This is a genomic window from Streptomyces sp. NPDC058985 (genome assembly GCF_042740985.1).
In the GTDB taxonomy this organism is placed as follows: Bacteria; Actinomycetota; Actinomycetes; order Streptomycetales; family Streptomycetaceae; genus Streptomyces.
Window position 1 is genome coordinate 1 of the sequence record NZ_JBHYJX010000067.1, and the last position, 24,462, is coordinate 24,462.

Consider the following 24,462-nt stretch of genomic DNA (forward strand, 5'->3'; position numbering starts at 1 on the left):
GCCCGGTTACATTCCGAACCCGGAAGCTAAGCCTTACAGCGCCGATGGTACTGCAGGGGGGACCCTGTGGGAGAGTAGGACGCCGCCGAACAATCTTTGGAAAGGACCCCTGGTCCCCAGCGTTCAGCTGGGGACCAGGGGTCCTTTCGTTTTTTCAGGGCGCACCGGGTACCCGGCTGCGCGAGAATGACTTGCGGTACCGAAGACAGGAGTCACCCGATGTCCACCAACTCTCCCGACGACCGACCGGAGCGCGATCAGCGGCGCCGGGACAGTGGTGACCGCGGCGACCGTGGGGGTCAGCGCGGCGACCGTGGCGGCTTCCGTCGCGACAACGACCGTGACCGCGGTGGGCAGCGTGGTGGCGGCTTCCGCCGCGACGACCGTGACCGCGGGCCGCGTCGCGATGACCGCGATCGGGGCGGTGACCGCGGGTTCCGTCGCGACGACCGTCCCTCGTTCCGCCGCGATGACCGTGACCGTGGCGATCGCCCTGCCTTCCGCCGTGACGATCGCCGAGATGGGCGACGCGCCGACCGCCGTGACGACCGCCGTGACGACCGGGGCGGTCAGCGGGGTGGCTTCCGCCGTGACGAGCGTCGCGATGACCGTCCCTCGTTCCGTCGCGACGACAACCGCGGTGGCGGGTACGGGCGTCGGGACGACCGTGACCGTGGCCCGCGTCGTGACGACCGAGGTGATCGTCCCTCGTTCCGTCGCGACGATCGCCGTGATGACCGGCGCGATGACCGTCCCTCGTACCGTCGGGACGACCGCCGGGACGACCGCCGGGACGACCGACGTGACGAGCGCCCCTCGTACCGCCAGGACGACCGCCGCGATGACCGCCGCGATGACCGCCGTGATCGTCCGTCCTACCGTCGGGATGACCGGCGTGACGACCGCCGGGACGACCGTCCTCCGTTCCGTCGTGACGACCGCGGTGACCGCGGTGACCGTCCCGCCTACCGTAGGGATGACCGGCGTGATGACCGTCGCGACGACCGCGGCGGCTTCCGTCGGGACGACCGGGGCGACCGGGGTGGATTCCGTGGCCGGGACGACCGCGGTGGGCGTGGGCCCCGTCGGGACGACCGTGGCGGCCGGCCCGGAGGCTTCCGGGGGCGCGACGACCGGCATGGTGGCGGCGGACGCTTCCGTGACGAGCGGGACCGTGACCGTGACCGGGAGCCGATCAAGCGGCTGCCGATCCCCGAGGAGGTCACCGGGGACGAGATCGACAAGGACGTACGGCAGGAGCTGCAGAGCCTGCCCAAGACGCTCGCGGAGGACGTCGCCAGGAACCTGGTGATGGTCGCCAGGCTGCTGGACGAGGACCCGGAGGCGGCGTACGGCTACTCCAGGGTGGCCCTGCGGCTGGCGTCCCGTGTCGCCGCCGTACGGGAGGCCGCCGGTTTCGCGGCGTACGCCAACCAGAAGTACAGCGAGGCGCTGGCGGAGTTCCGTGCCGCGCGGCGCATGACCGGGTCCGTGGAGCTGTGGCCGGTGATGGCCGACTGCGAGCGTGGGCTGGGCCGTCCGGAGAAGGCGCTGGACATGGCCGGCACGCCCGAGGTGCACAAGCTGGACAAGGCCGGCCAGGTCGAGATGCGTCTCGTGGCGGCCGGCGCCCGGCGCGACATGGGGCAGCTGGACGCGGCCATCGTGACGCTGCAGAGCCCCGAGCTGGCCTCCAGCTCCGTGCAGCCGTGGACCGCGCGGCTGCGGTACGCATACGCCGACGCGCTGCTGGCCGCTGGCCGTGAGCAGGAGGCGCGGGAGTGGTTCGCGAAGGCCGTGGAGTCCGACCGGGACGGCAGCACGGACGCCTCCGACCGGCTGGCCGAGCTGGACGGCGTGGACTTCGTGGACGCCCTCGACGAAGGTGCGGACGACGCCGGGGAGAGCACGGCCGTTCAGGACGAGGCCGAGGACGGCGACAAGGACTGACGCGACGTCGAAGGGGCGGGACCGTGCGTACGGTCCCGCCCCTTCCGCGTTACGCGTCGAGTGTGCGCAGCACCAGACCGGAGGCCGGCTTCGGGCCGAAGGACGTCGACTTGCGGGGCATCGTGACGCCCTGCCGGGCCAGGTCGCGGACGACCTCCTCGCGGACCGGGTGCATCAGCACCGCCGTACCGCCGTCGCGTTCCGCCTTCTCGACCGTGGCCGCCGTGTCGTGGATGTAGGAGACGTGGGCCGCCGAGTCGTCGGGGATGTGCCAGACATGGGCGAGCAGTGTGGTGTGCAGGACGGTGGCGTCCAGCGTGCGCCAGGCCTCGGGCCGGTCGGTGGGGACCGTGCGGGCCAGCAGGCCGGGTTCGGGGCGGTCCACGAGGTGGAAGGCGCCGTCGCCGGCGAGCAGGAAGGCGTTGCCCGCGTCGGCCGCCTTCGCCAGGGTCTCCAGGGACTCGGCCAGCGGCGTCTCCAGGCGGCGGACCTGGAAGTGGCCGTCCAGGGCGGCGATGGCGTCCTGCACCGGGAGGTCGTGCAGCAGGCGGTGGATGGCGCGGACCCGCAGCGGATAGCGGACCGTGTCGACCAGGAGGACCAGGCCGTCGTCCCACGGGCTGGGGGAGGGGTGCTCCGCGCGGAGGGTGCGGTAGGTCGCCCAGCGGTGGTGGCCGTCCGCGATGAGGGCCTGGTGCCGTGCCAGCTCGCCGCGGACCCGGGCCACCGCGTCGGGGTCGGTGACCGACCACAGCCGGTGGCGGTAGCCGTCCTCCGTGGTGGTCGCGAGCAGCGGTGGCTGTTCGGAGGTGCGTTCCACGAGGGCGGTCGTGGCGGACGTGGTGTCGTCGCCGCGGTAGGTCAGCAGCAGGGGTTCGAGGTTCGTCCAGGTGGCGCGCATGAGCGCCGCGCGGTCGGCGACGACGTGCGGCATGACGTCCTCGTGCGGCAGGACCACTCGCTCGGCGGGGTCCGACACGCGCAGGGCGCCGATGATGCCGCGTTGCAGGAGGCCGTCGTCGGCGCGCTGTTCGTAGACGTACAGGCCCGGTTCGGGGTCGGTGGCCAGGACGCCATCCGCCAGCCAGCGCCGCAGGGTCCGGGCGGCCTGTTCGTGGCGCGCCTCCGGGGTGGCGGCCTGGGGCAGGATCAGGCGGACGATGTTGTGCGGGTCGGCGGACTCCAGGTGCAGCAGGCCGTCGGGGCGGACCACGACGTCGTAGGGCGGGGACGTCACGGCCGCCAGGCTGCCGACCCGGTCGGGGTCGTAGCGGAGGCCTCGGAACGGGGTGAGTTCCAGGCCCCGGTGCGCCGTTGCTTCCGGGTGACCTGCAGTGTTCATCCCGGCATCGTACGTCTGTCGGTGGCATGGGGGATGATCGGGGGAAAGGCGTCGAACGAGGAGCGATGTGCAATGAGCCGGAGCGTCAGGACGAGGCCCGCGGGCAGTGGGCGGCACCTGAGCGAGGCGTACGACACGGCGCTGCTCGATTTGGACGGCGTGGTGTACGCCGGGGGGAACGCGATCGCGCACGCGGTCGACTCGCTGGCCGTGGCGCGCGACGGCGGCATGCACCTGGCGTATGTGACGAACAACGCCCTGCGGACGCCGGACGCGGTGGCCGGGCACCTGACCGAGCTGGGGATCGCGACGGACGCCGCAGATGTCATCACGTCCGCCCAGGCGGTGGCCCGGCTGATCGCCGACCAGCTGCCGTCGGGGTCCCGGGTGCTGGTCGTCGGGGGCGAGGGGCTGCGCGCGGCGCTGCGTGAACGCGGCCTCGAGCCGGTGGAGTCCGCCGAGGACGACCCGGCGGCCGTGGTGCAGGGGTACGGCGGGCCGGAGCTGCCGTGGGGGCGGTTCGCCGAGGCGTGCTACGCCATCGCGCGGGGCCTGCCCTGGTACGCATCCAACACGGACCTCACCATTCCGGGCGCCCGGGGAATCGCCCCGGGCAACGGTGCGGCGGTGGAGGTGGTGCGGATCGCGACCGGCGCCGAGCCGCGGGTCGCGGGGAAGCCGTTGCCTCCCATGCACCGGGAGACGATCCTGCGCACCGGCGCACGGCGGCCGTTGGTGGTCGGGGACCGCCTGGACACGGACATCGAGGGCGCGTTCAACGGTGAGGTCGACTCACTGCTCGTCCTGACCGGCGTGACCGACGGCGCGCAGTTGCTGTCCGCGCCGCCGCGGCACCGGCCGACGTACGTCGACGCGGATCTGCGCGGACTGCTCACGGGGCAGCCGGAGGTCAGCGGTGACGCGGACGACGGATTCCGCTGCGGTGGCTGGACGGCGACGGCGGGCGAGGACCGGCTGGAACTGGAGGGCGAGGGCGAGGCGCTCGACGCTTTGCGCGCCTTGTGCGCGGCGGCCTGGACGGCCGGCGGGGAGGAAGGGTGCGGCCTGGACGCGGGGAAGGCGCTGGCGCGGCTGGGGCTGTGAGCCACCGGGACGGGCGGCGGCCTCGCGCCACGGGATCGTGATCGCTTGGCAGGGTAGGCTAGCCTAACCAGCGTGTTGGTCGAGAGTCCCCCCGAACAGCGCGCGGAGACCGCCCCCGCGCCGCCCGCCAAGCGCCGCGTCCTGCGTGCCGCGGGGCTGCCCGTGTCCGTGGCCGTGCTCGCGTCCATCGTGTTGGCGAGCATCGCGATCGGTGCGAAGGACCTGTCCCTGGCGCAGGTCTGGCACGGACTGTTCCACGACTCGGGCACCTACGGCGACGTCGTGGTCGGCGAGCGTCAGTCGCGGACCGTCCTCGGTCTGCTGGCCGGCGCCGCGCTCGGTCTCGCGGGCGCGGTGCTCCAGGCGCTCACCCGCAATCCACTGGCCGACCCCGGACTGCTCGGCATCAACGCCGGAGCCTCCGCCGCGGTCGTCACGGCCATCACCTTCTTCGGCGTCACCTCGCTGACCGGATATGTCTGGTTCGCCTTCGCCGGTGCCGCCGGGGTCGGCGCGCTGGTCTGGTTCCTGGGCGGCAGCCGGGGGGCCACGCCGGTGCGGCTGGTCCTGGCCGGCACCGCGATCAGCGCCGCGCTGTTCGGCTACCTCCAGGCCGTGATGATCATGGACGACGCGGCGCTGGGCAGGATGCGCTTCTGGACCGTGGGCTCGCTCGCCTCGGCGACCGACGACACCATCATGGACGTGCTGCCGTTCTTCGGCGTGGGCACGATTCTCGCGCTCGCGCTCGCCCGGCCGCTCAACGCCATGGAGATGGGCGACGACACCGCGAAGGCCCTCGGCGCCCATCTGAACCGCACCCGGGCGCTGGCCATGCTCGCCGCGACCGTGCTGTGCGGGGCGGCGACCGCGGCGTGTGGGCCGATCGTGTTCGTCGGCCTGATGGTCCCGCACATCGTCCGCTCCTTCACCGGACCCGACCTGCGCTGGATCCTGCCGTACGCCGCGATCCTGTCGCCCGTGCTGCTGCTGGGCGCGGACGTCCTCGGCCGGATCGTGGCACGGCCCGCGGAACTCCAGGTCGGCATCGTCACCGCCGTCCTCGGCGGGCCAGTCTTCATCTATCTCGTACGACGGCGGAGGACGGCCCAGCTGTGAAGACCGCGAAGAGCAACCGTGCGGTGCGCGGCCCCGGTGGCCTGTCGTTCCGCCTCGACGTGCGGGCCGTGGTCGTCGTCGCCCTGTTGCTGGTCGTCGCGCTCGCCGCGAGCGTGGTGCTGATCGGCACCGGCGACTTCGGGATACCGGCCGCCGACGTGCTGCGGACCCTGGCCGGCGAGGGCAACGCCGGCCAGGAGTTCATCGTCAACGAACTGCGGCTGCCGCGGGTCCTGGTCGGACTGCTGGTCGGCGCCTCGCTCGGCGTCGGCGGCGCGCTGTTCCAGGCCATCTCCCGCAACCCGCTCGGCAGTCCGGACGTACTCGGCCTCGGACAGGGCGCGACGGCCGGCGCGCTCACCATGATCGTCCTGTTCTCCGGCAGCTCCGCCCAGGTCACCTTCGGCGCGCTCGCCGGCGGCCTGGTGACCGGCACCGCCATCTATCTGCTCGCCTGGAAGCGTGGCGTGCACGGGTACCGGCTGGTCCTGGTGGGCATCGGCGTGTCCGCGATCGTCACGGCGGTCAACGGCTACCTCCTCACCCGGGCCGACATCGTCGACGCCTCCCGCGCCGTCGTCTGGATGACCGGCTCCCTCAACGGCCGCGACTGGGACCAGGTCTGGCCGCTGCTCGCGCTGTGCGCCCTGCTCGTGCCGCTCGTGCTCGGCAACGGACGGGCGCTGCGGATGATGGAGATGGGTGACGACGTCTCGTACGCCCTCGGGGTGCGCGTCGAGCGGGTGCGCGCGCTGCTGATGGTGGCCGCCGTGCTGCTGACCGCCGCCGCCACGGCCGCCGCCGGCCCGGTCAGCTTCGTGGCGCTCACCGCGCCGCAGCTGGCCCGGCGGCTCACCCGTTCGCCGGGTCCCAACCTGCTGCCCTCCCTGTGCATGGGCGCCGCACTGCTGGTGAGCGCCGACTGGATCTCGCAGCGGGCCTTCGGCGCGGACCAGCTGCCCGTGGGCGTGGTCACCGGCGTACTCGGCGGCGTCTATCTGCTGTGGCTGCTGGTCACCGAGCGCAAGGCGGGCCGGATATGAGCGCCGGTGCCGGTGTGCGCAGTGGGCCGAACAACCAAAGGAGCAACGTGAACCGCCTGACCGCCGAGAACGTCACCCTCGCCTACGACCAGCGGGTCATCGCGGAGCAGCTGTCGGTGGAGATACCCGACAACTCCTTCACGGTGATCGTCGGTCCGAACGCGTGCGGCAAGTCGACCCTGCTGAGGGCCCTGTCGCGGATGCTCAAGCCCACCCAGGGCCGGGTGCTCCTCGACGGGTCGGTCATCCAGTCGATGCCCGCCAAGCAGGTCGCGCGGACTCTCGGCCTGCTGCCCCAGTCCTCCATCGCGCCCGACGGCATCACCGTCGGCGACCTCGTCGGCCGCGGCCGCTACCCGCACCAGGGCCTGCTGCGGCAGTGGTCGACCGAGGACGAGCGGGTCGTCCAGGAGTCCATGGCGCAGACCGGTGTCTCCGAACTCGCCGAGCGCTATGTCGACGAACTCTCCGGCGGTCAGCGCCAGCGGGTGTGGATCGCCATGGCGCTCGCCCAGCAGACCCCGCTGCTGCTCCTCGACGAGCCGACGACCTACCTGGACATCCAGCACCAGATCGACGTCCTCGACCTGTGCGCCGAACTCCACGAGGAGCAGGGCCGCACGCTCGTGGCGGTCCTGCACGACCTCAACCACGCCGCCCGGTACGCCACCCACCTCATCGCGCTGCGCGAGGGGGAGATCATCGCCGAGGGCGCGCCGAGGGACATCGTCACGGTCGACCTCGTCGAGCGGGTCTTCGGGCTGCGCTGCCAGGTCATCGACGACCCGGAGACGGGGACGCCGCTGGTGGTGCCGGCGGCGCGCAAGGCGCGGAGCGCGGGCGGTACCCAGCTCGCCAAGGCGGTGCGGAAGGTGGCGGCTACAGAAGCTTCCTGAGCCGGAACAGGTCGCGCAGGCCCGCCTCAAGACGCACCCGGCCCGAACCCCAGGCCTTGGCGAAGTTCAGCTCGCCGGCGACCAGCGCCACCAGGTCGTCGCCGGTCATCGCCAGCCTGATCTCGGCCTTCTCGCGCGGGGGGCCTGCCAGGGTCTCGCGCACATCGATCCCGCCGTCCGCCATGCGTCCGGCGAAGGTGACGTCCAGGTCGGTGATGTGACAGCTCACCGAGCGGTCCAGCGCGGCGGCCGACCGCACGTCCCCTTCGGCGCCCCGCATGTTGTCCGAGAGCTTGTCGAGTGCCGCACGGCACTCCTCAGTCGTAGCCATCGGAACGAACCGTACCCCGTGGTACGCGGTAGCGTCGGGGCATGAGCGACGCAGTACCGGAGCCGGCGGTCCAGGAGAACGGGGCCGGGCCGGAGCCCCAGGTGGCGGAGTCCGGGTACGAGCCCGCGGCCCCCGCCCCGCTGGGCGTCCCCCGCACCCCGACCGGCAACGCCGAGGTCGACGCCCGGCTGGCGCGGCTGGCCGACGCGGACCACCTGGCCACGGACGGACATGTCGAGGTGTACGAGGATGTACACCGGGGGCTGCGCGACGCGCTCACCGCGCTCGACGCCCGCCCGGGACCCCAGGGACCCCCGGCGTCCCCGTCGCCGCCATCATCACCGTACGACCGCAGGAGCTGAACCGAACGTGGCAGGAGTCGCACGCCGCCGTCTCGACGCGGAGCTGGTCCGCCGCAGGCTGGCGCGCTCGCGCGAGCACGCCAGCCAGCTGATCGCCGCCGGACGGGTCTCCGTCGGCAAGACCGTCGCGACCAAGCCCGCCACGCAGGTGGAGACCGCCGCCGCGATCGTGGTGACCGATGACGACGGCGATCCCGACTACGTCTCGCGCGGCGGCCACAAGCTCGCCGGCGCCCTCGCGGCCTTCGGGCCGCGGGGTCTCGTCGTCGAGGGCCGCCGGGTGCTGGACGCCGGTGCCTCCACCGGCGGCTTCACCGACGTACTGCTGCGGGCGGGCGCCGCGCACGTCGTCGCCGTGGACGTGGGATACGGACAACTCGCCTGGAGCCTCCGGCAGGATGAACGCGTCACCGTCAAGGACCGTACGAACGTACGCGAGTTGACGCTGGAAGCGATCGATGGGGAGCCGGTGGATCTTGTCGTGGGGGATCTGTCCTTCATCCCGCTCGGACTGGTGCTGCCCGCCCTGGCGCGGTGCACCCGGCCGGACGCCGACCTGGTGATGATGGTGAAGCCGCAGTTCGAGGTGGGCAAGGAGCGGCTGGGCAGCGGGGGAGTGGTACGCAGTGCGCAGCTGCGGGCCGAGGCCGTGCGGGGAGTCGCCCACAAGGCCTGGGAACTGGGGCTCGGAGTGAAGGGGGTCACCGCCAGTCCGCTGCCGGGTCCCTCCGGGAACGTCGAGTACTTTCTGTGGCTGCGGGCCGGGGCCGGCGCACTGGACCCGGCCGACGTTGACCGTGCAGTGGCGGAGGGGCCGCGTTGACACAGAACCGAGCTCGTACTGTTTTCCTGCTCGCCCACACCGGGCGTCCCGCCGCCATCCGCAGCGCGGAGCTGGTGGTCAAGGGGCTGCTGCGGGCCGGGATCGGCGTACGGGTCCTGGAGGCCGAGGCGCGGGACCTCCCCCTGCCGGGCGAGGTCGAGCTGGTCGGCGAGGCCACTCCGCAGTGCCTCGACGGGTGCGAGCTGCTGATCGTCCTCGGCGGCGACGGCACGCTGCTGCGCGGTGCCGAGTTCGCCCGCGCCTCCGGCGTGCCGATGCTCGGGGTCAACCTCGGGCGGGTCGGCTTCCTCGCCGAGGCCGAGCGGGACGACCTCGACAAGGTCGTCGACCGGGTGGTGAGCCGGGCCTACGAGGTCGAGGAGCGGATGACCGTCGACGTCGTCGTGCACCGCAACGGCGACATCGTGCACACCGACTGGGCGCTCAACGAGGCGGCCGTGCAGAAGGCCGGCGCCGAGAAGCTGCTGGAAGTCGTGCTGGAGATCGACGGGCGGCCGGTGACCGGGTTCGGCTGCGACGGCATCGTGCTGTCGACGCCGACCGGGTCGACGGCGTACGCCTTCTCCGCCGGCGGGCCGGTGGTGTGGCCCGAGGTGGAGGCGCTGCTGATGGTGCCGATCAGTGCGCACGCGCTGTTCGCGAAGCCGCTGGTGACCTCGCCGGACTCCGTGCTCGCGGTGGAGGTGCTGCCGCACATCCCGCCGGGGGTGCTGTGGTGCGACGGGCGGCGGACGGTGGAGTTGCCGCCGGGCGCGCGGGTGGAGGTGCGGCGGGGGGCGGTGCCGGTGCGGCTGGCGCGGCTGCACCACGCGTCGTTCACCGACCGGCTGGTGGCGAAGTTCGCGTTGCCCGTGTCCGGGTGGCGCGGGGCGCCGCACTAGCGGACTCGATGGGGTGGTTCGGTGCGTCGGCGGCCGCGGGTGCGTCGTGGCTGGTCGCGCAGTTCCCCGCGCCCCTGAGCGGCGTGCGCTCGCCGGGGTGGGAAGGGCGGCCTGTGTGCACTCCCCGGCCCCGACCTCGTAAGGTCGTGTCCGTGCTTGAGGAGATGCGGATACGGTCGCTCGGAGTCATCGACGACGCCGTGGTCGAGTTGTCGCCCGGGTTCACCGCTGTCACCGGTGAGACGGGTGCCGGTAAGACCATGGTGGTCACCAGCCTCGGGCTGCTGCTGGGCGGGCGCGCGGACGCCGCGCTGGTGCGGATCGGGGCGAAGAGCGCGGTCGTCGAGGGACGGATCGCCGTGCCCGGGGGCGCCGCTGCCGCCGTCCGGGCCGAGGAGGCCGGGGCCGAGCTGGACGACGGGGCGCTGCTGATCAGCCGTACCGTCTCCGCCGAGGGGCGCTCGCGGGCGCATCTGGGCGGGCGGTCCGTGCCCGTGGGGATGCTCGCCGAGCTGGCCGACGAACTGGTGGCCGTGCACGGGCAGACCGACCAGCAGGGGCTGCTCAAACTGTCCCGGCAACGGCAGGCGCTCGACCGGTACGCGGGCGACGCGGTCGCCGGCCCCCTCGACAAGTACGCCGGGGCCTACCGGCGGCTGCGGGCCGTCGCCACCGAACTGGACGAGATCACCACCCGCGCGCGTGAGCGCGCCCAGGAGGCCGACCTGCTGCGCTACGGCCTCGACGAGGTCGCCGCCGTCGAGCCGCGCGCCGGTGAGGACGTCGAGCTGGCGGAGGAGGCCGAGCGGCTGGGCCACGCCGAGGCGCTCGCCTCGGCCGCCACGGCCGCCCACGCCGCCCTGGCCGGCAACCCCGAGGACCCCGAGGGCGTCGACGCGGCGACCCTCGTCGCGGGCGCGCAGCGGGCCCTGGACGCCGTACGGTCGCACGACCCGGCGCTGGCCGCGCTCGCCGAGCGGATCGGCGAGGTCGGCATCCTGCTGCGGGACGTGGCCGGGGAACTGGCGGGGTACGCGGACGACCTGGACGCCGATCCGCTGCGGCTGGCCGCGGTCGAGGAGCGGCGGGCCGCGCTCACCGCGCTGACCCGGAAGTACGGCGAGGACGTCGCCACCGTGCTCGCCTGGTCCGAGCAGAGTGCCGCGCGGCTGACCGAGCTGGACGGCGACGACGAGCGCATCGGTGAACTGACCGCCGAACGGGACGCGCTGCGGGCGGAACTGAGCGGGCTGGCCCAAGCGCTGTCGGACGCGCGGGCGGAGGCCGCCGAGCGGTTCGCCGCCGCGGTGACCGCCGAGCTGGCCTCACTCGCCATGCCCCACGCGCGCGTGTCGTTCGAGATCCGGCAGACCGAGGACCCGGAGGGCGTCGAGGTCGGCGGTCGCGCGGTCGCCTACGGGCCGTCGGGTGCCGACGAGGTGGAGCTGCTGCTCGCCCCGCACCCGGGGGCGCCGCCGAGGCCGATCGCCAAGGGCGCGTCCGGGGGTGAGCTGTCGCGCGTGATGCTGGCCGTGGAGGTCGTGTTCGCGGGCACGGACCCGGTGCCGACCTACCTCTTCGACGAGGTCGACGCCGGTGTCGGTGGCAAGGCGGCGGTGGAGATCGGCCGCCGGCTCGCGCGGCTGGCGAAGAGCGCGCAGGTCGTGGTCGTCACCCATCTGCCGCAGGTGGCCGCCTTCGCCGACCGGCAGCTGCTGGTGGAGAAGACGAACGACGGGTCCGTGACCCGCTCCGGCGTGAAGGTCCTGGAGGGCGAGGAGCGGATCCGTGAACTGTCCCGGATGCTGGCCGGCCAGGAGGACTCGGAGACCGCACGGGCACACGCGGAGGAACTGCTCGAAACGGCTCGTGCGGACGCGTAGAGGCAGGGTTCCGGACGCCCCTAGGTGTGCTGTCCGGACAGGTTGGTGATGCGGCTGGCTGGTGGGTTGCCGCCGATGCCCTCGGGGTCGCGGTGGTGGCCGCGGGCGGGCGGGCCGTGGTCGCCGCGCACGCGGTCGCGCTCGTGGCCGCGGCGGTGGCCGGTGAGCCGGCGGCCGGCCCGCGTCGTTCACTCGTGTGAGTGAACCGGTGCCGTTCCGTTGCCCCGGTGGCCGACCGCCCGCGGCGGCCGTCGTTCCCGGAACACCCGTACGGCCTGGCATCCTTGACGGAGTGACGCGCGGCACGACGCGCGCCACACACCCTCCGCACCCTCGTTCTGTACGTTCTTCGTGTCCCACCCCCGCCGAACCAGGAGCCCCGGCCAGGTGACCCCCGTGAGCAGCCACTCACCGCACGGCCAGTCGCCGCTGCGCACCGTGCAGGTGCTGGGCGGCGGCAACGCCGGCAGCAGCGCGCACGTGCGTTCACTGGCCGCGGGGCTCGTCGCCAGGGGCGTGACAGTCACGGTGTGCGCCCCCTCCGATGCGGAGTGCACCTACGACTTCACGGGCACCGGGGCCGAGCACGTGCACGTGCCGCGCAGCAGCGATCCGGTCTCGGTGGCCGCGCTGCGGGCGGTGTGCGCGGACGCCGACCTGGTGCACGCGCACGGACTGCACGCCTCCTTCCGCGCGGTGCTGGCCCTGGGCGGGCGACGGGTGCGCACCCCGCTCGTCGTCACCTGGCACGACCGCGCGCACGCCGAGGGCGCGCGCGCCCACCTGCTGCGGGCGCTGGAACGGCGGGTGATGAAGGCGGCCACCGTCGTCCTCGGCACCACCTCGGGGCTGGTCGACGGGGCCCGGGGGGCCGGCGCGCGGGACGCCCGGCTCGGCCCCGTGGCGCTCCCCGTCCGCCCGGGCAGCCCGGCCGGACCCGAGGACCCCGACCGGCTGCGCCCGAAGCTGAGGGCCGAACTCGGCGCGGTGGAACGCCCCTTGCTGGTCGCGGTCGGTTCCCTGGAGCGGCACCGGGGGTACGACGTCCTGCTCGACGCCGCGCGGGTGTGGCGCCGCCTGGATCCCGCGCCGCTGGTCGTCGTCGCGGGGGAGGGACCGCTGCGCGCGGAGCTGCAGGGGCGGATCGAGAGCGAAGGGCTGCCGGTGCTGCTCGCCGGCCGCCGCGACGACGTCCCCGACCTGCTGGCGGCCGCCGACCTCGCGCTGCTGCCGGCCCGCCGGGAGACGGGACGCTCCTTGCTCGCCCAGGAGGCGCTCCACGCGTGCGTGCCGCTCGTCGCCGCCGAGGTGGGCGGCATCCCCGAACTCGTCGGCGACGCCGCCGAACTCGTCCCGGCCGGGGACGGGCAAGGGCTCGCCGACGCCGTCGTCCGCCTGCTCGGCGACCCCGGCCGACGGGACGAACTCCGGGCGCGGGGCGTGCGACAGGCGGCCACCTGGCCGACCGAGGACGAGACCGTCGCCCAGGTCCTCAGCGTCTACGACGAGCTGACCCAGCCCACACCGCTGCTCTAGGTCACGTGCCGGCGGGCGCGCAGGGCCAGGCTCAGGGCCAGTACGGTCTGCGGGTCGTCGAGGTCCGTGCCCAGCAACTCCCCGATCCGCGCCAGCCGGTTGTAGAGCGTCTGCCGGTTGAGGTGGAGTTCGCGCGCGGTCTCCGCCTTGCGGCCGGCGTGCGCCAGGTACGTCTGGAGCGTGGGCAGCAGGGGCGGCTTCGAGCGGTCGTCGTGGTCGCGCAGCGGGCCGATCGCCCGGTCCACGAAGGCCGCGAGGTCCGGATGGTCGCGCAGCCGCCACAGCAGCAGGTCGATGTCGAGGCGCCGCGCGTCGTACCAGGGCCGGTCGGTCAGCCCCTGTGCCGCGGTCGCCGTCTCCGCCGCGTGGCGCAGGCTCGCCGAAGCCGCCGCCCAGCCGCCGGCCACCCCGACGACCACGACGGGCGGCTGCGCCCCCGGCCGCTGCATCCCGGCCCGCTCCACGCCCGCCCGCAGCGCCGCCGCGACCCGGTCCGCGACCGCCGCCCGCTCCGACTCCGAACGCAGCCCGAGCAGCAGCGGCACCCGGCCCTCCACCGGCCGTACGCCCAGCAGCACCGGCACCCCGACCGACGCCAGCTCCTCGGCGACGGCGCGGGCCAGCACCGCCCAGCCGCCGCCGGCCGGGGCCAGGGCGTCGCCGAGCCGCATCACCACCGGGAGCAGCGGACCGTCGCCCGGCTTGAAGCCCAGGACGCGCGCCTGGGCCGGGGCGTCCTCCGCCGTGACCCGGCCCTCGGCGAGGTCGCTGAGGAAGTCGCCGCGCCCGCGCGCCGCCAGCTCCTCCTCCTGCCGCGCCTGCATCAGCACCACGGCGAGGCTGCCCGCCGCCCGCTCCGCCGCCATCCGGTGCACCGGCGCCAGCGGCGAGCACACCGGCAGCAGCACCAGCCGCGCCCGCACCGACCCGGCGCCGGGCCCGCCTCCGGGCACGTCCACCAGGACCGAGCCGGCCGGGGGCGGCGCGTCCTTGTGCGGGCCGCGCAGCCCCTCCCACACCTGGAGCGGATCGGCGCCCTCCGGCCCGGAACCGGCGGCGTACAGCAGGCGGCCGTCGGTGGTCTCCAGGAAGACCGGATTGTCGCCGAAGTCGGCCAGGATGCCCAGAACCTGAGGGACCCCGCCGCCGCCCAGCAGGGCCCGGGTGCACCGGCGGTGCACCTCCTCGGCCCGCTGGAGCAGCGCGTAGTGGCCGTTGACGATCTCGGTGTGGATCTCCTCGGTGACCGTCACGAACGGCACCTCGCGGTGCAGCTGGACCAGCGGCAGCCCCGCCGACCGGGCGGTGTCGACGAGGGCCGCGGGCAGCCGGGCGAAGCGCGGGCCCAGTTCGACGACGAGGGCCGCGATGCCGCGCTCGGCCAGTGTGCGGACGAACGCCCGCTGCTCGGCGGGGCGGGTGCCCAGGCCGTACCCCGTGGTCAGCAGCAGCTCGCCGCCCTTGAGCAGCGAGGCGATGTTCGGCACCTCGCCGGCGTGCACCCAGCGCACGGTGTGGTGCAGCCGGTCGGCGCCCGCCAGGATCTCCGGCAGGCCGCTGCGCAGCCCGGGCAGCTCCAGTGCCCGCTGCACGGTGATCCCGGCGCCCTGGGTGTCGAATCCGCTGTTCCTGCCGCTGTCCATGAGCCGGACGCTACCCGCAGGCGGCCGCCCGGGACATCCGCGGGTCCGGGGCCCCCGAATGCCGGCGCGGCCTCCGGGTAGGCCACCCCGCATGAAGATCACCGCAGTGGCCGCCGCACGTGAGGACGACAGCTCCCTCGAGGAGCCCTTGCGGGTGGCGGCGCAGGCAGACCGGCTCGGCTACCCAGAGGTGTGGCTGGGCGAAGGACCGACCTGGGACGCGTTCGTGCTGGCCGCGGCCGTCGGCGCCGGCACCGGGCGGGTGGCGCTCACCGCCGGCCCGATGGCCGTGTCGGTGCGCGACGCCCACGGCATCGCGCGGGGCGCCGCGTCGGTGGCCGCGCTCACCGGGCGACCGGTCGGTGTGGCCCTCGGCACGTCCAGCAAGCGCGTGGTCGAGGGCGTGCACGGCAGGGTCCGCGAACGCCCGGCGGCCGTGATGGAGGAGACCGCGGCCGCGCTCCGGGACCTGCTCCACGGGGAACCCGGAGAGCCCGTCGTCCCGGGCAGCGGCTTCACCCGCCGGCACCGGCCCCCGGGCGGCCCGCTGACCGTGGCGGCCTTCGGCGACCGCGCGATCTCCATCGCCGCCCGGTACGCCGACCGCATGCTCCTGGACGTCGTCTCGCCCGAGCAGGTCGCCGTGGTGCGCGCCAAGCTGCTCGCCGCGGCCGCGGAGGCCGGGCGCACCCCGCCGACGCTGGCCGCTTGGGTGCCCGCCGCCGTCGACCCCGACCCCGCCTCGCTCACCCAGGTGATGCGCAGTGTGGTGGGCTACCTCACGGTGCCCGGCTACCGCGAGATGTTCGAGGGGGCCGGCTTCGGCGAGGCCGTCGAGCTGGCCCGTACCGGCGCCGGCCCCGACACCCTGCTGCGCGCGCTGCCGACCGAGGCGGCGGCCACGGTGGGGCTCATCGGCGGTCTCGACACCGTGCGGGCCCGGATGGACGAGTACGCCGCGGCCGGTCTGGACGAGATCGCCCTGGTGCCGGCCACCGCGGGCGACCCGGGCGGCGAACGGACACTGACGGCGCTGGCCCGCTGAACCGACGGGCCCGGTCCGTCACCCCGCACGGCGACGGACCGGGCCCGTGGACTCCGCAGGCCCGGCTAGCCTCCGTACGCCCCGCTCGCCGTCAGCCGCAGCGCCGTGTCGATCAGCGGCACGTGGCTGAAGGCCTGCGGGAAGTTGCCGACCTGGCGCTGGAGGCGCGGGTCCCACTCCTCGGCGAGCAGGCCGAGGTCGTTGCGCAGGGACAGCAGCTTCTCGAAGAGCCTGCGGGCCTCGTCCACCCGGCCGATCATCGCCAGGTCGTCCGCCATCCAGAACGAGCAGGCGAGGAAGGCGCCCTCGTCGCCCGGCAGGCCGTCGACGCCCTCGTCCTTGCCGTCCGTCGGGTAGCGCAGGATGAACCCGTCCGACGTGGACAGCTCACGCTGGATGGCCTCGATGGTGCCGATGACCCGCTTGTCGTCCGGCGGCAGGAAGCCCATCTGCGGGATCAGCAGCAGCGAGGCGTCCAGCTCCTGGGAGCCGTAGGACTGCGTGAACGTGTTGCGTTCCTTGTCGTAGCCCTTCTCGCACACGTCCCGGTGGATGTCGTCGCGCAACTGCTTCCAGCGCTCCAGCGGGCCGTCCGCGTCGCCGGACTCGATCAGCTTGATCGTGCGGTCGACGGCGACCCAGGCCATCACCTTGGAGTGCACGAAGTGGCGGCGCGGGCCGCGCACCTCCCAGATGCCCTCGTCCGGCTCCTGCCAGTGGTCCTCCAGGTAGCGGATCAGCTTCAGCTGGAGCACCGACGCGTAGTCGTTGCGGGCCAGGCCGGTCATGTGGGCCAGGTGCAGGGCCTCGGTGACCTCGCCGTAGACGTCCAGCTGAAGCTGGTGGGCGGCGCCGTTGCCGACCCGGACCGGGGTGGAGTTCTCGTAGCCCGGCAGCCAGTCCAGCTCCGCCTCGCCCAGCTCCCGCTCACCGGCGATGCCGTACATGATCTGCAGGTTCTCGGGGTCGCCGGCCACCGCGCGCAGCAGCCACTCGCGCCAGGCGCGGGCCTCCTCGCGGTAGCCGGTGCGCAGCAGCGAGGACAGGGTGATCGCCGCGTCGCGCAGCCAGGTGTAGCGGTAGTCCCAGTTGCGGACGCCGCCGATCTCCTCCGGGAGGGAGGTGGTGGGCGCGGCGACGATGCCGCCGGTGGGGGCGTACGTCAGGGCCTTGAGCGTGATCAGGGAGCGGACCACCGCCTCCCGGTAGGGACCGTGGTACGTGCAGTGCTCGACCCAGTCGCGCCAGAAGTCCTCGGTGGCCTCCAGGGACTGCTCGGGCTCGGGCAGCGGGGGCGGCTCCTTGTGCGAGGGCTCCCACGAGATCGTGAACGCGATCCGGTCACCCGGCGCGACCGTGAAGTCCGCGTACGTGGTGAGCGCCTTGCCGTAGGTCTCGACGTCCGTGTCGAACCACACCGAGTCGGGCCCGGCGACGGCCACCGTGCGCCCCTCGTGCTTGTGCACCCACGGGACGACCCGGCCGTAGCTGAACCGCATCCGCAGCTCCGAGCGCATCGGCACCCGGCCGGAGACGCCCTCCACGATCCGGATCAGCTGCGGCGCGCCGTCGCGCGGCGGCATGAAATCGGTCACCCGGACGGTGCCCCGGCCGGTGTCCCACTCGGACTCCAGGATCAGCGAGTCGCCGCGGTAGGTCCGCCGGGCCGCGGTGGGCGGCTCGGCGCCGGGGGCGTAGGCCGGCCCCATCCGCCAGAAACCGTGTTCCCCGGTGCCCAGCAGACCGGCGAAGATGGCATGCGAGTCGAAGCGGGGCAGGCACAGCCAGTCGACTGTGCCGTCCCGGCAGACCAGTGCGGCGGTCTGCATGTCTCCGATGAGTGCGTAGTCTTCGATGCGCCCGGCCACGTGCAACTCCAGTCGAACGGCCACGTCACCCCGCGATGGGGGCGGTCGCTAGTGCGGTCAAGGGTGGGGTCAGGGGTGTGTGTCATGTGTGGTTGAGCCATGAAGCAAAGCAGTCGTCCGGCCGTCAAGCCAAACACTGCGCCGCAAACGACAATTGTCGCTCAACTGTCGCTCGAAGAACCGACGAGCTCTCGTTGTTCCGGCGGTGACGGGCGAGGGGTGGTGCCGCGTCGCCGGGGCCGGCTCGGCAGCGAACGTCCGAGCAGGATACGACGCACGTAGATGATCTGTGTGCCGCTCCGGGCAACCCGGGTCCGCCGAACGGGTGACCACCGGGTGAGGAAAGTGTGACGTCTCCACCTGCGTGTCCGGGCGTGCGCGGAGGGTGGCCGGAAGCCGCCGCCCCGAGGCGCTGATACGCTGGTAGCCCGTGGACCGGTGGGAGAAAAACCCCGGAACCGCAGCGACGGCGCCACCGCCGACACCCCCGGACGACGGGGGCGGAGGGCGAGCGCACCGCACCCCAGACCGCGACCACGGGAGCCCCCTCTTGGCCATGCCGCCCAGCGTTTTTCGAAACAGCACAGCCTCGACGACCAAGCACATCTTCGTCACCGGGGGTGTCGCCTCCTCGCTCGGCAAGGGGCTGACCGCCTCCAGCCTCGGCATGCTGCTCAAGGCACGGGGCCTGCGCGTCGTGATGCAGAAGCTCGACCCGTACCTCAACGTCGACCCCGGCACGATGAACCCCTTCCAGCACGGTGAGGTGTTCGTCACCAACGACGGCGCCGAGACCGACCTGGACATCGGCCACTACGAGCGCTTCCTCGACCGCGACCTCGACGGCTCCGCCAACGTCACCACCGGCCAGGTCTACAACACGGTGATCGCCAAGGAGCGGCGCGGCGAGTACCTGGGCGACACGGTCCAGGTCATCCCGCACATCACCAACGAGATCAAGCACCGCATCCGCCGCATGGCGACGGACGAGGTCGACGTCGTGATCACCGAGGTCGGCGGCACGGTCGGCGACATCGAGTCGCTGCCGTTCCTGGAGACCGTCCGCCAGGTCCGGCACGAGGTCGGCCGGGACAACGTGTTCGTGGTCCACATCTCCCTCCTGCCCTACATCGGCCCTTCGGGTGAGCTGAAGACCAAGCCGACCCAGCACTCGGTCGCGGCCCTGCGCAACATCGGTATCCAGCCGGACGCGATCGTGCTGCGCTGCGACCGCGAGGTCCCGACCGCGATCAAGCGCAAGATCTCCCTGATGTGCGACGTCGACGAGGCCGCCGTGGTGGCCTGCCCCGACGCCCGCTCGATCTACGACATCCCGAAGGTCGTCCACACCGAGGGCCTGGACGCGTACGTCGTCCGCAAGCTGGACCTGCCGTTCCGCGACGTGGACTGGACGACCTGGGACGACCTGCTCGACCGCGTCCACAAGCCCGACCACGAGATCACGATGGCCCTGGTCGGCAAGTACATCGACCTGCCCGACGCCTACCTCTCGGTCACCGAGGCGCTGCGCGCCGGCGGCTTCGCCAACAAGGCCCGCGTGAAGATCAAGTGGGTCACGTCCGACGACTGCAAGACCGCGGCGGGCGCGGCGGCGCAGCTCGGCGACGTCGACGCGATCTGCATCCCGGGCGGCTTCGGCGACCGCGGTGTGCTCGGCAAGGTCGGCGCCATCCAGTACGCACGCGAGAACCGGATCCCGCTGCTCGGCCTCTGCCTGGGCCTGCAGTGCATCGTGGTCGAGGCCGCGCGCAACCTGGCCGGCATCGCGGACGCCAACTCCACCGAGTTCGACCCGGCCACCGGCCACCCGGTCATCTCCACCATGGCCGAGCAGCTGGACATCGTGGCCGGCGAGGGCGACATGGGCGGCACCATGCGGCTCGGCATGTACCCGGCGAAGCTGGCCGAGGGCTCCATCGTGCGCGAGGTCTACGACGGCAAGGAGTACGTCGAGGAGCGGCACCGTCACCGCTACGAGGTGAACAACGCCTACCGCGCGGAGCTGGAGAAGAAGGCCGGCATCGTCTTCTCGGGCACCTCCCCGGACGGCAAGCTCGTCGAGTACGTCGAGTACCCGCGCGACGTCCACCCGTACCTGGTCGCCACGCAGGCGCACCCGGAGCTGCGCTCGCGCCCGACCCGCCCTCACCCGCTCTTCGCCGGGCTGGTCAAGGCCGCGGTCGAGCGGAAGACGTCGAAGTAGCACACCAGTTGTACGGTGGCCGGGGCACGCGCACTCAACGGCGCGGGCCCCGGCTTTCGCGTACGTCTGAAAGGGCAGGTCAGGCATGACGGGCAGCACGATCAAGGACATCCCCGAGGAGTGGGAGGTCCGGGGCACCGCGACGCCCTTCCGGGGGAAGAAGACCTCCGTCCGCACGGACGACGTGGTCATGCCCGACGGATCCGTGGTGACCCGCGACTACCAGGTCCACCCGGGCTCCGTCGCCGTCCTCGCCCTGGACGGCGAGGGCCGGGTGCTGGTCATCCGCCAGTACCGGCACCCCGTGCGCGAGAAGCTGTGGGAGATCCCCGCCGGACTCCTCGACGTCCCCGGTGAGAACCCGCTGCACGCCGCCCAGCGCGAGCTGTACGAGGAGGCGCACGTCAAGGCCGAGGACTGGCGGGTGCTGACCGACGTCTACACCACCCCCGGCGGCTGCGACGAGGCCGTGCGGATCTTCCTCGCCCGGAACCTCTCCGAGGCCGAGGGCGAGCGCTTCGAGGTCGAGGACGAAGAGGCCGACATGGAGCTGGCCCGGGTGCCGGTCGCGGACCTGGTCCGCGGTGTCCTCGCGGGCGAGCTGCACAACAACTGCCTGGTCGTGGGCGTGCTCTCGCTGATCGCCGCGGAGCGGGGCGACGGACTCGACGCGCTCCGCCCGGCCGGGGCGCCGTGGCCGGCCCGCCCCTTCGAGGCCTGATCCGCCGCCGCCGGAACACCTGGCGTCCCCTATCGGTGTGACCATCTGTTGATCCGATCGAGGGACCTGCCCGCCGCGCTCCGCCGGGGACGTCGCAGAGCGTGAACTAGGCTCTGGAAACGCCCGAACCGGGGTTCCGGCGGGCGCCGGTGCGGTGGGATCGGGAGTGTGGCCCGTGACGGATCAGGCGGTGGACACGGACGGCGAACGGCTGTCGGAAGACCCTGTCGAGGAGAGTCGGTTCCTGGGCCGCAACCGGGAGCTGAAGGAGCTGCGCGCCGACATCGAGCGCGCGGGCCTGGACACCCTCTCCGGACGCAAGGCCCCTCGCGCGCGCGTGCTGCTCATCGCCGGCCGCCCCGGCTCGGGCCGCACCGCGCTCGCCGGGGAACTGGCCGCCCAGGTCGCGGACGACTACCCCGACGGCGTGCTGCGGGCCCGGCTGAGCGAACCCGACGGCACGCGCGTGCCGGTCGCACGGATCGCCCGCGAGCTCCTCACCGACCTGGACCGCCCCACCCCGCCCGGCGCCGGCGAGGACGACCTCACCGAGGCGCTGCGCACCGCCCTGGCCGACCGCCGGGTCCTTTTGCTGCTCGACGACGCCGCCGACGCCGAGCAGGTCGACGCCCTGCTGCCGGACACCCCGGACTGCCTCGCCGTGGTGGTCGCCGAGGGACCGCTGACCGGCATCACGGACGTCCGCCCGTGCACGCTGGGCGGCCTCGACACCAAGTCGGCCATGGAACTGCTGTCCTGGTACACCGGCTCGGTCCGCATCACCGTCGACCCTCGGGCCGCCGAGCAACTGGTCGAGGTCTGCCAGGCCCAGCCCGCCGCGCTCACCCTGGCCGGCGGCTGGCTCGCGGCCCGGCCCCAGGCGGCCGTCGCCGACCTGGCCAGACACGTGCACGCGGAGGGCGACGAGGGCACCGCGCTCAGCCGCGTCTTCCGCCTCGTCTACGCCTCACTGCCCAGCACCGCCGCCCGGATGCTGCGCCTGCTCTCCCTCGCCCCGGCCGGCCTGGTCGACCCGCACACTGCTTCCGCGCTCGCCGGATGCTCGGTGAACGGCGCCCGCACCACCCTCGACGACTTCGTCGGCCTCGGCCTGCTGCGCGCGGTCGGCTCCACACCGCCCGGGTACGAGGTTCCCGCCTGCCTGCACGCCCGGCTGACCCGCCTGGCCGAGACGCAGGACCGGCCGGCCGAGCTGCAGCTGGCCCGCGCCCGGATGCTGGAGCGGACGGTGCGGCTGCTCCAGTCCTGCCGGGCGGTCACCGAGACGGACAGTCCGCAGGCCCGCGAGAAGCTCGTGGGCATGCCGCGCGACCTGCGCTTCCCCACCCCGAGGGCGGCCGCCGACTGGCTGCGCGCCCGGCGCCCCGCCCTGCTCGCCTCGGCCCGCCTCGCGGTCGCCGACGGGGAACTGGACACCCTGGCCCGCCGGCTCATGTCCCAGCTGGTCCGGGCCATGGTGGCGCACTTCGGCACCCAGGCCGCGGCCCCCGACCTGTACGGCATCCACCGCCTCGTGCTCGACGTCGCGGAGCGCCGCGAACTGCCCCGGGAGAAGGCCGCGGCCCTGCTGAACCTGGCCGACCTCGACGCCCGCACCGGCCGCACCGCCGAGGCCCTGGTGCGCTACCGGGCGGCGCTGGATGCCGGACGCGAGGCGAACGACCCGTACGCCACCGGCCGCGCGATGGAATCCGTGGGCGGCGCCCACCTGGAGCTCGGGGACTACGACCGGGCCGCCGACTGGTACGGACGGGCCCTGGCCCAGCGGCTGGCCCGCGACGAGCGCGCCGACGCCGCCCGCATCTACGGCCGCCTCGCCACCGCCCACACCTACGCGGGCCGCTACGGCGAGGCGGTGCGCTCCTGGCGCGCGGCCGTCGCCGGGTACCGCAAGGGCGGGGACGTGGCCGCGCAGGCGCGGGCACTGTCGGAGCTGGCCCGGGTCCAGGAGTACGCCGGACGGCCCGAGGAGTCGCTGCGCACCTGCCAGGAGGCCGTCGAGTGGGCCCGCCGGGCCGAGGACGTCCGGCTCCAGGCCGCCCTGCACCTGCGGCTCGCCGACACCCTCGACCGGCTCGGCGACCCCGTCGCGGCGGGCCTGGAGCGGAGTACCGCCGACCGCATGCTGAGGGAAGATCCTGAAGACGCCTGCGAAATCCGTAGCGCATCGTCTGAAGATTGATGCTTTGAAAGGCTAGACAGAGGGAACGCCTTCATTAGACTGGCTCTGCCGCACATTCTCCTGCGGTCTCTCCAGGTGTGCCCGCGCTTGAGCGGGTATGTCTTGTAATAGCCCATTCTCTGAGCCAAGGACCGTGATCCCCGTGAAGGTCGGCATCCCCCGCGAGGTCAAGAACAACGAGTTCCGGGTGGCCATCACCCCCGCCGGCGTGCACGAGCTGGTGCGCCACGGCCACCAAGTGGTCATCGAGCGCGAGGCCGGCGTCGGCTCCTCGATCCCGGACGCCGAGTACGTCGCCGCCGGTGCCCGGATCCTGGACACCGCCGACGAGGTCTGGGCCGCCGCCGACCTGGTGCTGAAGGTCAAGGAGCCGATCGCGGAGGAGTACCACCGCCTCCGCAAGGACCAGACGCTCTTCACCTACCTCCACCTGGCCGCCTCCAAGGAGTGCACGGACGCCCTCGTCGAGTCCGGCACCACCGCGATCGCCTACGAGACGGTCGAGCTGCCCAGCCGCGCCCTGCCGCTGCTGGCCCCGATGTCCGAGGTCGCGGGCCGGCTGGCCCCGCAGGTCGGCGCCTACCACCTGATGGCCTCCAACGGCGGCCGCGGTGTGCTGCCGGGCGGCGTGCCCGGCGTGATCCCGGCCAAGGCCGTCGTCATCGGCGGTGGCGTCTCCGGCTGGAACGCCACCCAGATCGCCGTCGGCATGGGCTTCGACGTGACCCTGCTCGACCGCGACATCAACAAGCTGCGCGAGGCCGACAAGATCTTCGGCACCAAGGTCAAGGCCGTCATGTCCAACTCCTTCGAGCTGGAGAAGGCCGTCCTCGACGCGGACCTGGTCATCGGCGCGGTGCTCATCCCGGGCGCCAAGGCCCCGAAGCTGGTCACCAACGAGCTGGTCTCCCGCATGAAGCCCGGAAGTGTTCTTGTCGACATCGCGATCGACCAGGGCGGCTGCTTCGAGGACTCGCGTCCCACCACGCACGCCGAGCCGACCTTCCCGGTCCACAACTCGGTCTTCTACTGCGTCGCCAACATGCCGGGCGCGGTGTCCAACACCTCCACCAACGCCCTCACCAACGCCACGCTGCCGTACATCGTGGAGCTGGCCAACCGCGGCTGGGTCGAGGCGCTGCGCCGTGACCCCGCGCTGGCCCGGGGTCTCAACACGCATGACGGCAAGGTCGTTTACCGCGAGGTCGCCGACGCCCACGGCCTGGAGTACGTCGACCCGAGCACGCTGCTCGGCTAAGTCGGCAACCCGCAAAGGCGATACGTCAACAAGTACCGTCAACCCCACACGCCCGGCCGGACCTTGCCCGACAAGGTCCGGCCGGGTGTGTGTATGGTCACTTTGCGATTCTCGGTCAACTCGCCTCGAACGTAACGCTTCAACCGATTCGCGCACCGGTGAAACCTGCCGTGCGACGGCCGTACGCCCTTGACAGAGGGATGTTTCAT

At 73.2% G+C, this 24,462-nt stretch carries 20 protein-coding genes and 1 rRNA gene; 16 read left to right on the forward strand and 5 right to left on the reverse strand.

Annotated elements, in window-relative coordinates; all coding sequences use genetic code 11:
- Positions 1-91: ribosomal RNA gene (rrf, locus tag ACFW01_RS35715) — 5S ribosomal RNA — on the forward strand; the annotation flags it as partial.
- A 32-nt stretch (positions 92-123) separates the two neighbouring features.
- Here rrf and ACFW01_RS35720 read toward each other — a convergent pair.
- Complete coding sequence (locus tag ACFW01_RS35720) at positions 124-1,140, reverse strand: hypothetical protein (protein ID WP_384510706.1); 1,017 nt, start codon at positions 1,138-1,140, stop codon at positions 124-126.
- Positions 1,141-1,203: 63 nt separating this feature from the next.
- On the opposite strand from ACFW01_RS35720, the gene ACFW01_RS35725 reads away from it, so the two are divergent.
- Positions 1,204-1,950, forward strand: coding sequence for a hypothetical protein (locus tag ACFW01_RS35725; RefSeq protein ID WP_384510700.1), 747 nt, complete (start codon positions 1,204-1,206; stop codon positions 1,948-1,950).
- A gap of 49 nt (positions 1,951-1,999) precedes the next feature.
- On the opposite strand, the gene ACFW01_RS35730 is transcribed toward ACFW01_RS35725, so the two are convergent.
- Entirely contained in the window at positions 2,000-3,292 is a 1,293-nt protein-coding gene (locus ACFW01_RS35730; RefSeq protein WP_384510669.1) for a DUF1015 domain-containing protein, read from the reverse strand.
- 72 nt (positions 3,293-3,364) lie between these two features.
- On the opposite strand from ACFW01_RS35730, the gene ACFW01_RS35735 reads away from it, so the two are divergent.
- From ACFW01_RS35735 to ACFW01_RS35750, 4 genes are all read left to right on the forward strand, one after another.
- Positions 3,365-4,396 carry an HAD hydrolase-like protein gene (locus ACFW01_RS35735; RefSeq protein WP_384510672.1) on the forward strand — a complete coding sequence of 344 codons (1,032 nt, stop codon included), beginning with the start codon at positions 3,365-3,367 and terminating at the stop codon, positions 4,394-4,396.
- Positions 4,397-4,468: 72 nt separating this feature from the next.
- Complete coding sequence (locus ACFW01_RS35740; protein ID WP_234960741.1) at positions 4,469-5,515, forward strand: iron chelate uptake ABC transporter family permease subunit; 1,047 nt, start codon at positions 4,469-4,471, stop codon at positions 5,513-5,515.
- A complete protein-coding gene (locus tag ACFW01_RS35745) occupies positions 5,512-6,558 on the forward strand; it encodes a FecCD family ABC transporter permease (RefSeq protein ID WP_384510677.1) in 1,047 nt (348 codons plus the stop codon). The genes ACFW01_RS35740 and ACFW01_RS35745 overlap by 4 nt, the downstream gene beginning before the upstream one ends.
- The gene (locus ACFW01_RS35750) at positions 6,555-7,454 is read left to right on the forward strand and encodes an ABC transporter ATP-binding protein (RefSeq protein WP_384510680.1); all 900 of its coding nucleotides are present in this window, start codon (positions 6,555-6,557) and stop codon (positions 7,452-7,454) included. The genes ACFW01_RS35745 and ACFW01_RS35750 overlap by 4 nt, the downstream gene beginning before the upstream one ends.
- Here the strand turns inward: ACFW01_RS35750 and ACFW01_RS35755 are convergent.
- Entirely contained in the window at positions 7,438-7,785 is a 348-nt protein-coding gene (locus tag ACFW01_RS35755; protein WP_161329163.1) for an SCP2 sterol-binding domain-containing protein, read from the reverse strand. The genes ACFW01_RS35750 and ACFW01_RS35755 overlap by 17 nt on opposite strands.
- Before the next feature lie 41 nt (positions 7,786-7,826).
- Between ACFW01_RS35755 and ACFW01_RS35760 the strand changes: the two genes are divergently transcribed.
- From ACFW01_RS35760 to ACFW01_RS35780, 5 genes are all read left to right on the forward strand, one after another.
- On the forward strand, positions 7,827-8,147 hold the full coding sequence (locus tag ACFW01_RS35760) for a hypothetical protein (RefSeq protein ID WP_234960744.1): 321 nt from the start codon (positions 7,827-7,829) through the stop codon (positions 8,145-8,147).
- A 7-nt stretch (positions 8,148-8,154) separates the two neighbouring features.
- A complete protein-coding gene (locus ACFW01_RS35765) occupies positions 8,155-8,970 on the forward strand; it encodes a hemolysin (RefSeq protein ID WP_384510684.1) in 816 nt (271 codons plus the stop codon).
- Positions 8,967-9,872 carry an NAD kinase gene (locus tag ACFW01_RS35770; protein ID WP_307010954.1) on the forward strand — a complete coding sequence of 302 codons (906 nt, stop codon included), beginning with the start codon at positions 8,967-8,969 and terminating at the stop codon, positions 9,870-9,872. The genes ACFW01_RS35765 and ACFW01_RS35770 overlap by 4 nt, the downstream gene beginning before the upstream one ends.
- A 164-nt stretch (positions 9,873-10,036) precedes the next feature.
- Complete coding sequence (recN, locus tag ACFW01_RS35775; RefSeq protein WP_234960847.1) at positions 10,037-11,755, forward strand: DNA repair protein RecN; 1,719 nt, start codon at positions 10,037-10,039, stop codon at positions 11,753-11,755.
- A 387-nt stretch (positions 11,756-12,142) separates the two neighbouring features.
- Positions 12,143-13,291 carry a glycosyltransferase family 4 protein gene (locus tag ACFW01_RS35780; RefSeq protein WP_234960746.1) on the forward strand — a complete coding sequence of 383 codons (1,149 nt, stop codon included), beginning with the start codon at positions 12,143-12,145 and terminating at the stop codon, positions 13,289-13,291.
- Here ACFW01_RS35780 and ACFW01_RS35785 read toward each other — a convergent pair.
- On the reverse strand, positions 13,288-14,934 hold the full coding sequence (locus ACFW01_RS35785; protein WP_234960747.1) for a PucR family transcriptional regulator: 1,647 nt from the start codon (positions 14,932-14,934) through the stop codon (positions 13,288-13,290). The two genes, ACFW01_RS35780 and ACFW01_RS35785, sit on opposite strands and share 4 nt — an antisense overlap.
- A gap of 91 nt (positions 14,935-15,025) precedes the next feature.
- Between ACFW01_RS35785 and ACFW01_RS35790 the strand changes: the two genes are divergently transcribed.
- Positions 15,026-15,979, forward strand: a complete 954-nt coding sequence (locus ACFW01_RS35790; protein ID WP_234960748.1) for an LLM class F420-dependent oxidoreductase — start codon at positions 15,026-15,028, stop codon at positions 15,977-15,979.
- Between the two features lie 65 nt (positions 15,980-16,044).
- Here ACFW01_RS35790 and ACFW01_RS35795 read toward each other — a convergent pair whose 3' ends face one another.
- Entirely contained in the window at positions 16,045-17,847 is a 1,803-nt protein-coding gene (locus tag ACFW01_RS35795) for a glycoside hydrolase family 15 protein (protein ID WP_234960848.1), read from the reverse strand.
- 556 nt (positions 17,848-18,403) lie between these two features.
- Here ACFW01_RS35795 and ACFW01_RS35800 point away from each other — a divergent pair.
- The 4 genes from ACFW01_RS35800 to ald all read left to right on the forward strand — a co-directional run bounded on the left by ACFW01_RS35800 (position 18,404) and on the right by ald (position 24,253).
- On the forward strand, positions 18,404-20,071 hold the full coding sequence (locus tag ACFW01_RS35800; RefSeq protein WP_234960849.1) for a CTP synthase: 1,668 nt from the start codon (positions 18,404-18,406) through the stop codon (positions 20,069-20,071).
- 85 nt (positions 20,072-20,156) lie between these two features.
- On the forward strand, positions 20,157-20,792 hold the full coding sequence (locus tag ACFW01_RS35805) for an NUDIX hydrolase (RefSeq protein WP_234960749.1): 636 nt from the start codon (positions 20,157-20,159) through the stop codon (positions 20,790-20,792).
- Between the two features lie 175 nt (positions 20,793-20,967).
- Positions 20,968-22,995, forward strand: coding sequence for a tetratricopeptide repeat protein (locus ACFW01_RS35810; RefSeq protein ID WP_234960750.1), 2,028 nt, complete (start codon positions 20,968-20,970; stop codon positions 22,993-22,995).
- A 142-nt stretch (positions 22,996-23,137) separates the two neighbouring features.
- Complete coding sequence (ald, locus tag ACFW01_RS35815) at positions 23,138-24,253, forward strand: alanine dehydrogenase (protein ID WP_234960751.1); 1,116 nt, start codon at positions 23,138-23,140, stop codon at positions 24,251-24,253.
- Positions 24,254-24,462 lie beyond the last annotated feature (209 nt).

Coding starts and splice junctions, on each gene's coding strand:
- ACFW01_RS35720 (WP_384510706.1), bottom strand. CDS start 1,140: ATGCCGGTCGTCGCGCCCCCGGAAGCCTCCGGGCCGGCCGCCACGGTC.
- ACFW01_RS35730 (WP_384510669.1), bottom strand. CDS start 3,292: ATGAACACTGCAGGTCACCCGGAAGCAACGGCGCACCGGGGCCTGGAA.
- ACFW01_RS35735 (WP_384510672.1), top strand. CDS start 3,365: ATGAGCCGGAGCGTCAGGACGAGGCCCGCGGGCAGTGGGCGGCACCTG.
- ACFW01_RS35750 (WP_384510680.1), top strand. CDS start 6,555: ATGAGCGCCGGTGCCGGTGTGCGCAGTGGGCCGAACAACCAAAGGAGC.
- ACFW01_RS35755 (WP_161329163.1), bottom strand. CDS start 7,785: ATGGCTACGACTGAGGAGTGCCGTGCGGCACTCGACAAGCTCTCGGAC.
- ACFW01_RS35760 (WP_234960744.1), top strand. CDS start 7,827: ATGAGCGACGCAGTACCGGAGCCGGCGGTCCAGGAGAACGGGGCCGGG.
- recN (WP_234960847.1), top strand. CDS start 10,037: ATGCGGATACGGTCGCTCGGAGTCATCGACGACGCCGTGGTCGAGTTG.
- ACFW01_RS35785 (WP_234960747.1), bottom strand. CDS start 14,934: ATGGACAGCGGCAGGAACAGCGGATTCGACACCCAGGGCGCCGGGATC.
- ACFW01_RS35790 (WP_234960748.1), top strand. CDS start 15,026: ATGAAGATCACCGCAGTGGCCGCCGCACGTGAGGACGACAGCTCCCTC.
- ACFW01_RS35800 (WP_234960849.1), top strand. CDS start 18,404: ATGCCGCCCAGCGTTTTTCGAAACAGCACAGCCTCGACGACCAAGCAC.
- ACFW01_RS35805 (WP_234960749.1), top strand. CDS start 20,157: ATGACGGGCAGCACGATCAAGGACATCCCCGAGGAGTGGGAGGTCCGG.